15 protein-coding genes are annotated in these 14,654 nt (G+C 70.0%); 9 read left to right on the top strand and 6 right to left on the bottom strand.

All coding sequences use genetic code 11. From position 1 onward, the window contains the following. Positions 1 to 9 precede the first annotated feature (9 nt). From ACIP89_RS16230 to ACIP89_RS16190, 9 genes are all read left to right on the top strand, one after another. Positions 10 to 1,260, top strand: a complete 1,251-nt coding sequence (locus tag ACIP89_RS16230) for a cytochrome P450 (protein ID WP_402115364.1) — start codon at positions 10 to 12, stop codon at positions 1,258 to 1,260. After that, the gene (locus ACIP89_RS16225; protein WP_402115362.1) at positions 1,257 to 2,219 is read left to right on the top strand and encodes a 3-oxoacyl-[acyl-carrier-protein] synthase III C-terminal domain-containing protein; all 963 of its coding nucleotides are present in this window, start codon (positions 1,257 to 1,259) and stop codon (positions 2,217 to 2,219) included. Before ACIP89_RS16230 ends, ACIP89_RS16225 begins: the two co-directional genes overlap by 4 nt. 46 nt (positions 2,220 to 2,265) lie before the next feature. Continuing rightward, positions 2,266 to 3,423, top strand: coding sequence for an acyl-CoA dehydrogenase family protein (locus ACIP89_RS16220; RefSeq protein WP_401926987.1), 1,158 nt, complete (start codon positions 2,266 to 2,268; stop codon positions 3,421 to 3,423). Between the two features lie 16 nt (positions 3,424 to 3,439). Next, entirely contained in the window at positions 3,440 to 4,660 is a 1,221-nt protein-coding gene (locus ACIP89_RS16215) for a hypothetical protein (protein WP_401926985.1), read from the top strand. Then, positions 4,660 to 5,556: a 3-hydroxyacyl-CoA dehydrogenase family protein gene (locus ACIP89_RS16210; protein ID WP_401926983.1), complete on the top strand. Its 897-nt coding sequence runs from the start codon at positions 4,660 to 4,662 to the stop codon at positions 5,554 to 5,556. The genes ACIP89_RS16215 and ACIP89_RS16210 overlap by 1 nt, the downstream gene beginning before the upstream one ends. Next, entirely contained in the window at positions 5,556 to 5,804 is a 249-nt protein-coding gene (locus ACIP89_RS16205; protein ID WP_390089372.1) for an acyl carrier protein, read from the top strand. The genes ACIP89_RS16210 and ACIP89_RS16205 overlap by 1 nt, the downstream gene beginning before the upstream one ends. Before the next feature lie 106 nt (positions 5,805 to 5,910). Next, entirely contained in the window at positions 5,911 to 6,129 is a 219-nt protein-coding gene (locus ACIP89_RS16200; protein WP_401926981.1) for an MbtH family protein, read from the top strand. A 30-nt stretch (positions 6,130 to 6,159) separates the two neighbouring features. Then, on the top strand, positions 6,160 to 7,101 hold the full coding sequence (locus tag ACIP89_RS16195; protein WP_402115360.1) for an ATP-binding cassette domain-containing protein: 942 nt from the start codon (positions 6,160 to 6,162) through the stop codon (positions 7,099 to 7,101). Positions 7,102 to 7,139: 38 nt separating this feature from the next. Continuing rightward, positions 7,140 to 7,973, top strand: a complete 834-nt coding sequence (locus tag ACIP89_RS16190; protein WP_401926976.1) for an ArsR/SmtB family transcription factor — start codon at positions 7,140 to 7,142, stop codon at positions 7,971 to 7,973. Positions 7,974 to 7,984: 11 nt separating this feature from the next. Here the strand turns inward: ACIP89_RS16190 and ACIP89_RS16185 are convergent, their stop codons facing one another. The 6 genes from ACIP89_RS16185 to ACIP89_RS16160 all read right to left on the bottom strand — a co-directional run bounded on the left by ACIP89_RS16185 (position 7,985) and on the right by ACIP89_RS16160 (position 14,639). Then, a complete protein-coding gene (locus ACIP89_RS16185) occupies positions 7,985 to 8,542 on the bottom strand; it encodes a flavin reductase family protein (protein WP_401926973.1) in 558 nt (185 codons plus the stop codon). Between the two features lie 71 nt (positions 8,543 to 8,613). Then, positions 8,614 to 10,167 (bottom strand): tryptophan halogenase family protein, encoded by a 1,554-nt coding sequence (locus ACIP89_RS16180; RefSeq protein WP_401926970.1) that lies wholly within the window; start codon positions 10,165 to 10,167, stop codon positions 8,614 to 8,616. A 150-nt stretch (positions 10,168 to 10,317) separates the two neighbouring features. Further along, the gene (locus ACIP89_RS16175; RefSeq protein WP_402115359.1) at positions 10,318 to 12,861 is read right to left on the bottom strand and encodes an FtsX-like permease family protein; all 2,544 of its coding nucleotides are present in this window, start codon (positions 12,859 to 12,861) and stop codon (positions 10,318 to 10,320) included. Further along, positions 12,858 to 13,652 (bottom strand): ABC transporter ATP-binding protein, encoded by a 795-nt coding sequence (locus ACIP89_RS16170; protein ID WP_401926965.1) that lies wholly within the window; start codon positions 13,650 to 13,652, stop codon positions 12,858 to 12,860. The genes ACIP89_RS16175 and ACIP89_RS16170 overlap by 4 nt, the downstream gene beginning before the upstream one ends. Next, entirely contained in the window at positions 13,624 to 14,409 is a 786-nt protein-coding gene (locus tag ACIP89_RS16165; RefSeq protein ID WP_401926963.1) for a sensor domain-containing protein, read from the bottom strand. Before ACIP89_RS16165 ends, ACIP89_RS16170 begins: the two co-directional genes overlap by 29 nt. Then, complete coding sequence (locus tag ACIP89_RS16160; protein WP_401926960.1) at positions 14,406 to 14,639, bottom strand: hypothetical protein; 234 nt, start codon at positions 14,637 to 14,639, stop codon at positions 14,406 to 14,408. Before ACIP89_RS16160 ends, ACIP89_RS16165 begins: the two co-directional genes overlap by 4 nt. Between the last annotated feature and the right edge of the window lie 15 nt (positions 14,640 to 14,654).

Here is a 14,654-nt window from a genome sequence, read left to right as displayed (position 1 = left end):
AGACAGCACATGAATCCCCAACCACGGTCGCCCGCGGGCGATCTCGAAACGGTGGACCTCACCGATCCGCAGACGTTCCTCGACGTCGACCTGGCGGACATGTGGCGCAGGTTCCGTGCGGAGCAACCCGTGTTCCGGCACCGCGCCACCGAACGGGGGCCCGCGTTCTGGGTGATCTCCTCGTACGCGGACGTGGTCGCCCTCTACCGCGACAACAAGCGGTTCACCTCCGAGCGGGGCAACGTCCTGGCGACCCTGCTCCAGGGCGAGGACTCCGCCTCGCGCAAGATGCTGGCCGTCACCGACGGCCCGCGCCACCGCGAGATCCGCAACCTGATGCTCAAGTCCTTCTCACCGCACGTGCTGGAGCCCGTGGTGGCCGGCGTGCACGAGCGGACCCGGCAGCTGGTCGCCGAGGCCCTCTCCCACGGCGAACTGGACTTCGTCAGCGACGTGGCGGACCAGATCCCGATCAACACCATCGGCGACCTCATGGACGTCCCGCGGGAGGACCGCGAGCAGCTCGTCGCCTGGAACACCCAGACGCTCTCCCGGCACAGCGCCGACGACAGCGAGATGGACGAGTGGATGGCGCGCAACGAGATCCTCATGTACTTCTCCGAGCTGGCGGCCAAGCGCAGGCGCAGCCCCGGGGACGACGTGATCAGCGCACTGGCCACCGCCACCGTCGACGGCGAGCTGCTGACCGAGGAAGAGGTCGTCTTCAACTGCTACAGCCTGATCCTGGGCGGCGACGAGTCCAGCCGGATGTCCTCGGTCGGCGGCCTGATCGCCCTGGCGGAGAACCCCGGGCAGTGGCACGCGCTGAAGTCCGGCGAGGCCGGCCTGGACAGTGCCACCGAAGAGGTGCTGCGCTGGACCACCCCCGCCATGCACTTCGGGCGCCGGGCCCTGGTGGACGTCCCCCTGCGGGACCGGACCATCGAGGCGGGCGACGTCGTCACCCTGTGGAACAGCTCGGCCAACTTCGACGAGGCCGTCTTCGAGGCCCCGCACGTCTTCGACCTGGCACGCACGCCCAACAAGCACGTCGCCTTCGGGTACGGGCCGCACTTCTGCCTCGGCGCCTTCCTCGGCCGCGTCCATGTGAACGCCCTGCTCGCCGCCCTGCGCTCGCAGGTCGCGGACATCAAGCTGGCGGGCCCGCCCACCAGGCTGTTCTCGAATTTCGTCGACGGCTACAGCGGGTTGCCGGTCGTCCTCTCCCCGGAATCCCCCACCGAGCGGAGCGCCGCATGAGCATCGGGATCGGAGCCATCCACTGCCTGCTGCCCACCGAGAAGACGGCGCTCGAAGACCTCCCCGAGTTCGGCATGCTGTCGCCGGAGACCGCCGACTTCGCCCGGGGCACCGGCGTGCGGACCGTCGGCGTCTTCAAGGAGACCGAGCAGGCGCCCCTCGCCGCCAGGGCCTGCCAGGAGCTGTTCGCCGCACACCCCGGGGACCCCGACACCCTGCTGATGGTGGGGCCGCGCGCACCGGACGTACTGCTCGGCTCCGACGTGGGCCGGGTGCAGGCGGAGGCCGGACTGGCCTCGGCGTTCGCCTTCACCGTCGACGGCCTGGGCTGCACCGGCTCCAGCGTCGCCTGGGCCCTGGCCCGGGACCTCCTGGCCGCCGATCCCGCGCGGGAACAAGTGGTGATCACCCACGCCAGCCGCCCCACCGGAGTGGACCGCGTCCGCTTCCCGGTCACCGTCGTCGGCGACGCCGCGTACGCCATGACCATGGTGCGCGGCGGCCGGCCGGTCCTGCGGGCCCACCGTCAGGAGACCGACGGCCGCTTCCACGACCTCTTCCGCGTCGACTACAAGGAATCGCCCTGGTACGAGTGGCGCGAGGTGTGCGAGGACCCGGCGCGCTACCGCTTCGGGCTCGCCACCACCAGCCAGCGCAGGCTCGGTTCCATGGTGGAGCAGGTGCTGGCGGACGCCGGAGTGGGCCGGGACCGGGTCAAGGCCACCCTGATGCAGAACGTCACCGCGAGCGCGTACGACTTCTACACCACCCTGCTCGGCCTGCCCATCCACCCGGTCTGCGGTGAACACCTTGCCGATTACGGGCACTTGGGAGCGATGGACGTGGTCCTCAACCTGGACGCCCTGCTGGCGGGCGGGGAACTGGAGCGGGGCGACCTGGTGATCGTGCTCAACAACAGTCCGGTGGCCGCCTGGGCGGTGACCCTGTGGGAGATATGAGCCCCGCCACGGCCCGGACCGCCACCTACGACCACGGAGAAGACTGATGGATTTCGCTCCCTCGCCCGAACAGCAGGCGTTGCGCGACAAGGTGCTCCGGTTCGCCCGGGAGAACCTCGGAGCCCAGGCCGCCGAACACGACCGCAACGCCACCTTCGACGAGCAGGGCTGGAAGGCCTGCGCCGACTTCGGCGTCCTGGGGTGGCCGATCGCCCAGGAGTACGGCGGCGGCGGGCTGGACCCGCTGACGGCGATCATGGCCTACGAGGCGCTCGGTGAGGGCTGCGTGGACAACGGCCTGGTCTTCGCGATCAACAACCACCTCTTCGCCTGCGCCGTCTACATCGCCGACCACGGTACGGAGGAGCAGCGGCGGCGCTGGCTGCCCGCGCTCTGCGACGGCTCGCTGGTGGGGGCCCACGCCCTGTCGGAACCGGACACCGGCTCCGACATGCTCTCCCTCACCACCACCGCCGTGCGCGACGGCGACACGTATGTGCTGAACGGGACCAAGAAGTTCATCAGCAACGGGCCGAGCGCCGGCCTGTTCATCGTCTTCGCCCGCACCAGCGACACCGGCGCCCGCCAGCGGGGTGTCTCCGCCTTCATCGTGCCGGCGGACACCGAGGGGATCAGCGTCCGCGACATCCCCAAGGCGGGTCTGCGCGGAACCCTGATGGGCGAGGTCGCCTTCGACGGCTGCGTGGTCGGCGAGGAGCAGCGGCTCGGCGCCGAGGGGGCCGGCTACCAGCTGTTCACCGCCACGATGGAGTGGGAACGCGGCTTCATGTTCGCCAGCCAGGTCGGCGTGATGAGCCGGCTGCTGAACCGCTGCGTCGACTACGCCGCCACCCGGAAGCAGTTCGGCCGCGCCATCGGCTCCTTCCAGTCCGTCTCGAACAAGGTCGCCGACATGCGGGTCCGGCTGGAGCTGGCCCGGCTGATGCTCTACAAGGTCGGCTGGCTGCGCTCGGAGGGCCGGCTCGCGATGCACGAGGCATCCATGCTGAAGCTCTACGTCAGCGAGGGCCTGAAGACCACCGCCCTGGACGCCATGCAGATCCACGGCGCCCGCGGATACACCGAGGAGCTCGGTATCGAGCGCGAGGTGCGGGACGTACTCGCCGGCACGATCTACGGCGGCACCTCGGACATCCAGCGGGCCATCATCGCGGGCCTGCTGGGCCTGCCCACGGCAGCTTAAGGACGTGTGAGCCGATATGCCCTCCTACCGACTCGACCTCGACGTACCGGTCTCGGGCGCGCACCGCGACGAGCTGCACCGACGGGTCTACTACCTCTCCGAATCCATCACCGGCTTCCAGCTGGTCACCGGCGGGCCCGGCGATGACGCGGTCGGCGCCGTCGTGGTGACGACCGGGCAGCCGGTTGACGCCGAAGCCCTGGCCAAGAAGCTCCGGCACCTCGTGGAGACCGAGGTGCTGCCCCAACTGCAGACGCCGCCCAAGGTGTTGTGGAGCTCGCCGTCGGTCCGCGCGCCGCGCACCGGGACGTTCTCCGCGCTGCTGGCGGACGGTGTGGTGCACGAGGCGGGACCGGGGCAGGTGGCGCTCGGCGCACCGGCGCTGGCCGCCCTGGACGCTTTCGACGGACTGCTGCGGGAGATCATCGACGAGGAGTTCGGGGCGGTGGAGTACCGCTACCCGACGCTGCTGCCGGTGTCCGCGCTGCACCGCAGCGGCTACCTGTTCTCCTTCCCGCAGCACCTGATGTTCGCCGCCCGGCTCGACGGTGACGTGGACACGTACCGGGAGTTCGCCGAGGAGGCGGCCGCGCGGGAGGACATCGGCGACCGGGTGCTGCACCGCTGCGCGCCGGTGGACCGCTGCCTGCCGCCCACGATGTGCTACCACACCTTCGACCAGTTCGCCGGTGCCACCCTGCCGGCCGAGAACACCGTGGTGACCGCCAAGGGCGGCTCGTTCCGCCACGAGTCCCGGTACCACCGGACCATGGAGCGTCTCGCGGACTTCACCATCCGCGAGACGGTCTTCCTCGGGACCGCGGAGTTCGTCCGGGAGGCGCGCGACCGGTTCCGCCGACGCGCCACCGAACTGGTCGAACAGCTCGACCTGGCGGGCCGCTGCGAGGTGGCCAGTGACCCGTTCTTCGCCGGGGCGGCGACCGCGATGCAGGTCTCCTCGCAGCGCCTGCTGGAGCTCAAGCACGAACTCCACCTGGACGTGGGGCCGGGCGAGAGCATCTCGGTCGGCTCGTTCAACCTCCACGAGAAGCACTTCGGTGACGCCTTCGGCATCAAGGGACCCGACGGCGGGACGGTCTACTCCGCCTGCGTCGGATTCGGCCTGGAGCGGCTCACCTACGCCCTGCTGTGCCAGTACGGCTGGGACGTCGACGACTGGCCGGTACCGCTGAAGGAGCGGTGCCGGAACACACCACGAGCGGGCAGGGGAATGTGATGACCGAGACCAGCCAGGTCCGGCGCGTAGGGGTACTCGGCGCCGGCACGATGGGCATCGGCGGAGCCCACGCCTTCGCGGCGGCCGGACTGTCGGTGGTGCTCGTCGACACCACCGACGCGGCTCTGGCCCGCGCCCGGGACCTGATCGCGGAGAACGCCAGGCTGTACGGGATGCTCGACCGCAGGCTGAGCACCAGCACCCCGGACGAGATCCTCTCCCGTATCGAGTTCCGTACCGGACTCGACGGCCTCGCCGACGCCGACTTCGTCGTCGAGAACGTGACCGAGAACTGGGACATCAAGGAGAAGCTGTACCGGGAGATGGACGCGGTGGCGCCCGAGCACTGCGTCTTCGGCGTGAACACCTCTGCCATCCCCATCACCAAGATGGCCTCGGTCACCGGCCGCCAGGACCGGGTGATCGGCACCCACCTGATGAACCCGGTGCCGCTGAAGAAGCTGGTGGAGGTGATCCAGGGCTTCCACACCTCCCCGGAGACCATCGAGCTGACCCGCGGACTGTTCAAGGCCATAGGCCAGGACATCGTGGTGGTCCAGGACTCCTCCGGCTTCGTGACCAACCGTGTCGCGATGCTCAGCGTGAACGAGGCGATCCTCCTGCTCCAGGACAACGTCGCGCAGGCGGGAGACATCGACCGGCTCTTCCGGCAGTGCCTCGGCCACCAGATGGGGCCGCTGGAGACGGCCGACCTGATCGGCCTGGACACCGTCATGTACTCGCTGGAGGTCCTCCTGGACAACTTCAACGACTCCAAATTCGCCCCGGCGCCACTGCTGCGCAAGCTGGTCGCCGCCGGCCGGCTCGGCCGTAAGAGCGGCCATGGTTTCTACCCCTACGAACCGGCGAGCGCCGGGAACAAGGCAGGTGCCTGATGTCAGACGACCTCATCAAGACCGTCCGCGCCTTCATCGCCGAACACGTGCGGGACACCGAACTCACCGACGACCACGACATCTTCGCGACGGGCAGCGTCAGCTCGCTCTTCGCGGTGCAGCTGGTGATGTGGGTGGAACGGACCTTCGGCATCACGGTGCAGCCCACCGACCTCGACATCGACAACTTCCGCACGGTGAACGACGTGGTGAGTTTCATCGGAGGCCGCCAGACGGCCCCCGCGTAGGTACCACGTTTCAGTCTTCAGTCAGGGCTGTGTCAGCGGGCCTCGACACGATGTTCGTGCCGAGGCCCGCTGCGGTCTTCACCCCCGGAGATATGGAGAACCCGACGTGACGAACCCCTTCGACGACCAGGACGGCACCTTCCTCGTGCTCGTCAACCACGAGGGCCAGCACAGTCTGTGGCCGTCCTTCAGCGAGGTGCCCGAGGGGTGGGCGGTGTCCCTCGGCGAGAGCTCCCGCGAGGCCGCCCTGGCCTTCGTGGAGGAGAACTGGACCGATATGCGGCCCAGCAGCCTCCACCGGGCCACCGCCGGTGACGCTTCCTGACGCACACCCCGCCGTTCTGCGAGAGGGCACATGGAAACCGCGATACGGGCCGAAGGCCTGCACAAGCGCTTCAAGAACCACCAGGCCCTGAACGGTGTCGACTTCGCCGTGGCAACGGGCACGGTCCTCGGTCTGCTCGGCCCCAACGGAGCCGGCAAGACCACCGCCGTACGAGTGCTCAGCACCCTGCTCGTACCGGACGGCGGGCACGCCGAGGTGGCCGGCTTCGACGTCGTCCGGCAGCCCTCCGAGGTCCGCAGACGGATCGGCCTGGCCGGTCAGTACGCGGCCGTCGACGGGCTGCTCACCGGCAGGGAGAACCTCACCCTCATCGGCGTACTGCTCCACCTGGGCAGGCGCGACGCGCGCCGGCGCGCCGGACAGCTGCTGGAGCAGTTCGAGTTGACCGGCGCCGCGGACAGGCCCGTACGCACCTACTCCGGCGGCATGCGGCGCCGGCTCGACCTGGCCGCCTGCCTGGTGGCCGCGCCGGCCGTGCTCTTCCTCGACGAGCCGTCCACCGGCCTCGACCCGGTGAGCCGGATGTCGCTGTGGAACGCCGTCCGCGAACTGGTCGCGGACGGCGTGACCGTTCTGCTGACCACCCAGTACCTGGAGGAGGCCGACTTCCTGGCCGACCGCATCGCGGTCATCGATGCCGGGCGGGTCATCGCGGAGGGCACACCGGGCGAACTCAAAAGAGCCGTCGGCCCGGACCGGCTGGAAATTCGGGTGATGGGCCAGGACGCGGTCGGTGACGCGTTCGTGGCCCTTTCCGCGGATGCGGCCGAAGAACCGGTCGTGGACCGGGAAAGGGGCATCATCTCGCTGCGGCTCGGAGACGGAATGAGCGGTATTGCCGCCGCTGCCACGGCATTGGAGAAGGCCGGGGTGAGCGTCGCGGATTTCTCCGTGCAACGGCCGACCCTTGATGACGCCTTCGCCGAACTCACCGGGCAGAAAGCCGGCTGAATCCGGCTGAAGGGCACCAGGAGAACGGGGGAAAGGTCATGCAGAGAATTCACTTCACGGCGGACGATCTCGCGAGAACACGGCTGCGGACGACGGCGGGCCCGGAAACGGAGACACGCCTCGCTCAGGAACTGTTCGCTCGCGGCGTCGGCCCGGTATACGCGCGATGGCGGCGGCAGGTGTACAAGCGGCTGCGGGCCAGGCCGGGCCCGCAGTCGTCCGCACCGACGGCGGGGGACTTCTGGCAGGCCGCCGTGGCCCCTTACTGGAACCGGGTGCTGGCCCACTGCGAGGCCGAGTCCGAGGCCCGGGGCCGGCTGGTCATGAGGGGCGGGGTGGAGGAGCTGTTCACCACCCTGGGCTGGCGGGTCACCTGGAAGGGCTTGGTGCTGACCCTGCACGACGGTCCCGACGAGAACGTCCGGCTCGGCGGCCGCGGACTGGTCCTCAGCCCCTCGGTCTTCCTCGCGCACCGTCCGGCACGGCTCTTCCACGATCCGCTGCGGCCCCAGGCCGCCCTGGTCTTCTCCGCGCCGCCGGACTGCGAGCAGTCCGGCGCGCTGTGGGACGAGACCTCCCTGTCGCAGGACTCGCTCGGCACCCTCGTGGGGCAGACCAGGGCGGCGGCTCTGCAGGAGCTGAGGGTGTCGAGCACCACCGGCCAGCTCGCCGACCGGCTGGGGGTCTCCGCTCCCTGCGTGAGCCAGCACACCGCCGTGCTGCGGCAGACCGGCCTCATCACCACCCGGCGGGTGCGCAATACGGTGCTGCACTCCGTCACCCCGCTGGGAATGGCCCTGCTGAACGGGAAGGTCGCCGTGCCGGCACCGTCCCCGGAGCGCTACGACGCTCCTCCGCTCCTCTCGGCGTGACGGAGCCGCGTTCAGGCGTTCTCGCCGGCCGGCCAGGTGCGGTACTCGCGCCGGCCGTAGACCAGTTCCGGCCTGCCGGGGAACTGGGTGACGCGCAGGACCCGGGCGACGACCACGAGATGGTCCCCGCTGCGGTGCCGTTGGCCGACCTGGCAGTCCGCGATGGCGTGGGCGTCCTCGAACAGGTGCGGACCGCCGGCCTCCGGATCGGCCGTGTCGTGCTCCCAGTGCACCCGGTCGAAGCGGTCCGGCTCACCCGAGGCGAACAGCGCCGCGGCCGGCCGTGCCGCGCCGTGCAGCAGGTTCACCGCGAACCGGCCGCTGTCCAGCACGGCCTCCAGGGTGGGGCTGCCCGACCTGAGGCACACCAGCAGGGTCGGCGGTTCCAGCGAGACGCTGCACAGCGAGGAGATGGTCATCCCGCGCGGCGTTCCGGCGTGGTCGACCGCGGTCAGGATGGCGACCCCGGTGGGGAAGCGGCTCATCATCGCGCGCTGGCCGTCGGCGACGGCCGCCCGGCGCTGATCGGCCGGGGGCTTCGGTCCGGTGAGTTGTGACAGTTCGGTCATGAGTGATGCTCCTGAGGGACGGACGACGGGGGCGCCGTGGCGGCCGGCGGGCCGCCACGGCGCCCGCGGACTCAGCGGCGCATGTGGGTGAAGTACTCGTACTGCGTCGGGAGCTTCTCGATGAGGGCCGCGGCCCGGTCGTGCACCGACTGGAACTCCTTCCGCGCCGCGTCCCCGTTGGCGAGGGCGAGTGCGGGGGAGGGCTTGAGCTCGATGCCGCCCATCCCGAGCAGGACGCACATGTAGGAGTACGGGGGCAGCCCGTGGTAGTGCGGGAACACCGACTCGCTGTCCGGCAGCTGGTGCTTCCAGTGCTCGATCCGCTCGGCCAGCCCGTCCGGCAGCTTCCGGGTCTTGGCGTCCTTCCAGTACTGGGTGTCGTTGCGCGCGGCGGCCGCGTAGTGCAGGGTCAGGAAGTCCCGGACGCCGTCGATCACGTTGGCGATGGAGCTGTTGTAACTGTCGCGGTGCACGGGGCTCCAGTCCGCGCCGGGGAAGTTCTTGACCAGCTGCTCCGCGGCGTGGTGGATGAAGAAGATGCCGGTCGACTCCAGGGGCTCGACGAAACCGCTGGTCAGTCCTATGCCCACGCAGTTGTTGACCCAGGAGCGGTTGCTGCGCCCGATGCGCATCTTGATGTGGTTCGCCTCGGCCGCGGCCGCCGCGGGGCCGACGAACTCGCGCAGCGTGCGTTCGGCCTCCTCGGGCGAGATGTAGTCGCTGGAGTACACGTAACCGGTGCCGATCCGGCCGTAGAGCGGGATGGTCCAGATCCAGCCCGCGTCCTGCGCGGTGGCGGTGGTGCAGGGCCGGATGCCCCGCGCCTCCATGTCCTGCGGAACCTGGAGCGCGACCGCGCTGTTGTTGGGCAGCACGTCCTGGAAGGAGATGAAGGGCTCCTCCAGGGCCTTGTTGAGCAGCATCCCCCGGAAGCCGGTGCAGTCGATGAAGAGGTCGCCCTCCAGCTCACCGTTCTCGGCGGTCTGCACGCTCTTGATCCAGCCGCGCTCGTCGAGCTTGACGTCCACCACGTCGTCGACGATGTGGGTGGCGCCGCGATCCACCGTGTACTTGGTGAGGAACTTGGCCAGCAGCGCGGCCTCGAAGTGGTAGGCGTAGGGGAACTGGGTCTTGCCCTGGTGTTCCGACATCGTCAGACCGTGGGGCTCGTCGGCGCTCTCGTCGAAGGGCTGGTTCAGCATCGCGCCGTCGAGGTGGCGCGGGCTGCGCTCGGCGTCGCAGATGTTGGCCATGACGAAGCAGTCGGTGTCGAAACGGTCGGTGCGGCCGTTCTGGAGCCACCAGTCGGCCAGCGGGAAGCCGTCGACAGACCCCATCTGCTCGAACGGGTGGTAGAAGTGGTGGCCGGGCTTGCGCCAGTTCTCGAAGCGGACCGCCAGCTTGTACGTGGCGTTACAGGCCGGCATCCAGTCGGATTCCTTGAGGCCGAGGAACTCGAAGAAATGACGAATGTCACTGAAAGTTGCCTCGCCGACACCAATGGTGCCGACCTTCTCGGATTCGACGAGGGTGATGTCGACTCGGTCCCCGAACGCGGCCTTGAGGTACGAGGCAGTCATCCAGCCGGCTGTGCCGCCACCAACGATCACGACTCTGTTGAGCATTAGCCAAACTCCAATTCCGCTACAAGACGGTTGACGAGGGGCTTCAACGCCATAAGAGCGAGCTTAGGTTTGACAAGACTTCGCCCACCACGTTGTTAAGTGGTGGGCGAAATCAGCAGGTGAAAGCGGGCGGGTTTTCCTGGGTTCGGCTCAGTCCCGGCTGCCGATCGCGGCGGAGGGGCGGGTGCGCAAGGCGATCCGGGTCGCCAGCAGGGTGGCGCCCAGGGTCAGGACGAGCGCGGAGGCGATGACGGTGATCAGGATGGACGGGGGGCCGGCGGGCATGGCCCGGTCGAGTACCGCGGAACTGAGCGGTACCAGCGTCGCCACCGCGATCAGCATGCCGAGCGCCAGGCCGGTGAAGGCGATCAGCAGCGCCTCCACGGTCATCATCCGCATGACCTGGGCGCGGGTGGCGCCGACGAGGCGCTGGAGGGTGAACTCCCTGCGACGCTCGGCGGTGGCCATCACCAGGGTGTTCACCAGGGCGATGACCGAGTAGCCGATCACCATGGCGACCAGCAGATAGGCCACCCAGGTCTGGGTGTCGTTCTGCTTCACCTGCGAGCTGATCAACGAGGCCCGTTCGGCGGCCCGCAGTCCCGGGACGGGCGCCCCGGGGCCGGTGAGCCTGGCCGCCAGCGCCGCGGTGTCGGTGCCGGGTGCGGCGGCGACCAGGATCTGCGGTACGCCGCCCTTGGTGGTGTGATCGGCGATCAGCTCCGCGGGCATCAACGCGGCTCCGTAGCCCCGCTGTTCACCGACCGTGGCCACCAGTTCGGGCTCGACCTTCGTGCCGTCGCCCAGCCGCATCGGAATCCGCTCGCCGAGCTTGTGCCCCTTCGCGGACGACTCGGGCAGCGCCACCGTGTCCGCCTTCAGACCGGCGAGGCTGCCACTCACCACGCGCACCGCGGTCGTACGCTCGATGCCCTCCGGTGAGATGCCGTTGATCTGCACCGGGGTGCCCTTCGGCGCCCTGCCCTTGCCGTCGTAATCGGCCCACTCGGCCTTCGACGGCTCCAGGAAGCCGGAGCTGGGGACGTACGCCGCTGTCGCCTTCACACCCGGCTGCTCGCCCACCCACTCCCTCACGGACGGGGAGATCCCGCCGGTGGCCGAGGTGAGCACCACATCGGCCCGCAGATTGTCCTTGAACGCCTCCTCGGCGCCCACGCTCTGGGTGGTCTGGAGGTAGATCAGGGCAGTGGCCATACCGGTGGCGAGCATGACGGGCATCACGGCCCCGGCCATCCGGATCGCCCGCGCCTTGGCGTTGAGGAGGGCCAGGTGCCCGGCGAAGCCGGTGACCGCCCGCAGCGGCCATTGCAGTACGGCCGTCACCACCTTGGTCAGTCCGGGACCCAGCAGTCCGAAGCCGATGGCCCACAGCATGGCGGCCGGAGTCGCGGTGCTGCCCGCCTTGGCACCGTCCATCTGCATGGTGACGAGGGCGAGCACGGCGCCGCCGGCCAGGCAGAGCAGGGCGGCGAGCGCCCGGATCCAGTTCAGCCAGCGGCGCTGCACGGCCGCTTCGGCCAGCGCCTCGGTCGGCCGGGTACGGGCGGCGCCGCGGGCCGCGATCCAGGCGGCTCCCACGGCGGTCACCAACGCCGCGCCGGCGCCCGCGATCAGCGGGACGAAGCCGGCCCGGTACATCATGACGTCGGGCACCACCTGGGCGTCCACGAACCGGCCCAGCAGCCATTCGCCCAGCCGCGGTCCCGGCACGCAGGCCAGCGCGGTGGCGAAGACGCCGACGATGAACGTCTCGGCGAGGATCATCCGGCGGACCTGGCCGGGAGTCGAGCCGATCGCGCGCAGCAGCGCCATCTGCCGCTGCCGCTGCTGGATCGAGAGACCGAGGGTGCTGGCGACCACGAAGACCGTGACCATGGCGGCCATTCCACCGAACACGGCGGACATCGAGACCAGGTTCTTGCCGTGGGTGACGACCTCGGGGAACTCCGCGCGGCCCCGCTTGTCGCCGCTCAGCACCGAGACCTGAGCGCCCTTGAGGGCCTGTTCGACAGCGGCCCGCACCTGCTCGGTGTCGGCCCCGGGATCGGTGGTCACCCCGATGGCATCGACCTCGCCCGTCTGCGGGGCCGCCCCCGTCGCGTCGGCGTCGGGGAGGAACACCGTGGCGCCGTCCCCCGGACCGTTCACCAGCGAAGAGACCTCGTACGGGCGGGCGGTCCCCCGCATCCCGAGGGTGACGCGGTCACCGACGTGGACATCCGCCCTCGCGGCGAGCCGGGAGTCCAGCGCGACGTGGCCGGCGGCGACCGAGGGTGCGCCTTCGGCGACGCGGTACGGGCCGAGCGGGGCGGATGCCCAGCCGTGGCCGGTGGCCGGGACGCCCCCCTTGCCACCGTCCCGGAGGAGGGTGACGGGCAGCGACAGATCCGGCACGGCGGCCTTGACCCCGGGTACCGCGGCGACCTTCCGCACGTCGGCGGCGTCGAGACCGACCCGCTCCTGGAAGACCTTGTTCGAGCCGGGGTAGTGCTGATCCCCGGTGACGACGATCGGAGCGGCGCCGTACCGCTGCGGTGCGGCCAGTCCGCGCACGCCGGTCTCCAGCAGCCCGCCGCAGGCGATCACGATCGAGGCACCGAAGAACAGGGCGATGAAGGAGGCGATGAAGCCGCCCTTGTGGAACTTCAGGGAGCGCAGTGCGAGACCGATCATCGGGTCGCTCCGCGCTGCGCGCCCTGTGCCTGGTCATCGGCCCAGGCGCCGAGGCGGGTCATGTGCTCGGCGACCATGTCGGCGGTCGGGCGTTCCAGCGAGTCGACGATCTTGCCGTCGGCGAGGAAGAGGGTGCGGTCGGCGTGGGAGGCCGCGACCGGGTCGTGGGTGACCATCACGATCGTCTGACCGGACCACTGCACCGCCTCCCGCAGCAGGCCGAGCACGTCGCGGGCGGTGTGGGTGTCCAGCGCTCCGGTCGGCTCGTCGGCGAAGACCACGGCGGGCCGGGTGACCAGCGCACGGGCGATGGCGACACGCTGCTGCTGGCCGCCGGAGAGCTCACCGGGGCGGTGCTTCTGACGCGAGGCGAGGCCGACGCGTTCGATCACCTCGTCGACATCGGCCGCCTTGGGGCGCCGTCCGGCCAGGCGTAACGGCAGTGTCACGTTGTCGCGCACGTTCAGCGCGGGCATCAGGTTGAACGCCTGGAAGATGAACCCGACGCGCTCGCGGCGGAGTTTGGTCAGATCGCGTTCCTTGAGCCCGGACAGCTCCACGCCGTCCAGCCGGACCGTGCCCGACGTCGGCCGGTCCAGGCCCGCGGCGCAGTGCAGGAAGGTGCTCTTGCCGGACCCGGAGGGGCCCATGACCGCGGTGAAGGTGCCCGCGCGGAGGCCTATGCTGACCCCGTCGAGGGCCGCCACCTTGTTCTTTCCGCCGCCGTAGGTCTTGTACACGGAGTCCAGGAGGACGACGGCCTCAGCCGAGCCGTCCGGTGTTCGGTTCATGGGTTTCCCTATCGAGTGTCGGCGCTGTGGAACTACTGGCACGGGCGGGGCTCGGCAGGACGGCGAGCGGGCCGGGGCGGGCGAGCACACCCTTGACCTGTGCGAGCGGGTCGGCGGGAGGGCGAAGAACCGCCTGGGCAACGGTCAGGTGCAACTGCGCCGCCGACACCACGAGCCGGGCGGCGAAGGGGAGCAGGGCCACCGCGACGACCGCGACGACCAGCGCTCCGGGCAGGGTGTCGATCGCGAGGTCCGAGCCGATCCGCCCCGCCGTCCCGCCGGAAGCGGTCGCGGCCCGGTACCAGAGCGGCAGCGTCACGACGGCGAGCGGCACCAGCCAGACGGCCAGTGCGAGGAGGTCCAGCAGGAGCAGCGGGGGGAAGAGGAGAATGAGGTAGACACAGTCGCGGACGATCGCGGGGTCGGCGCAGCGGGCCTTGAGGTGGGCGGGCAGTCCGGGCTCGGTGACGTCCTGGTACGCGTACGGGATCGGCTGGTCCAGCAGGTACGCGCGGCTCCGCTCGACCTGGGCGCAGCCCCTGACCACCCAGGCCCCGGCGATCAACAGCGGTATCGTCACCGTGATTTGGCTCGCCACCACGGAGATCAGGAGGGCCGCGGTCGCCACGGCGAAGAGGGTGCTGCCCACCACGAGGTAGCTGGCGAGGTAGCCGGAGGCCCGCCAGGGGGCAGCGGACAGCGGCAGTCGGACCAGCGAAGCGGGCGTACGTACACGGCTCGGCGAAAGCCGGCTCACTCGATCCTCCGGAGCATGTCGTCGATCGAGCCCACCCGGGCCTTCAGCTCCGCCAGTTCGGCCTCCAGGGACTCCTGCCGGGCGACGGCCTCCTCGGCCAGCTTGCGGTAGGAAGCCATGGCCACGGCGTCGGCGCGGTGGCGCTGGAGTCTGAAGTGGGAGACCACAGACACCGTGATTCCTCCGACGATGATCAGGACGATGGCGATAGCGACGATGGCGCCGGTCATGTCCGGGTCCCCCTC

The sequence above is a fragment of the Streptomyces sp. NPDC088730 genome (genome assembly GCF_044751215.1).
In the GTDB taxonomy this organism is placed as follows: Bacteria; Actinomycetota; Actinomycetes; order Streptomycetales; family Streptomycetaceae; genus Streptomyces.
The sequence above is the reverse complement of the archived record's forward strand: the minus strand, read 5'-3'. Positions and strand labels throughout refer to the sequence as shown.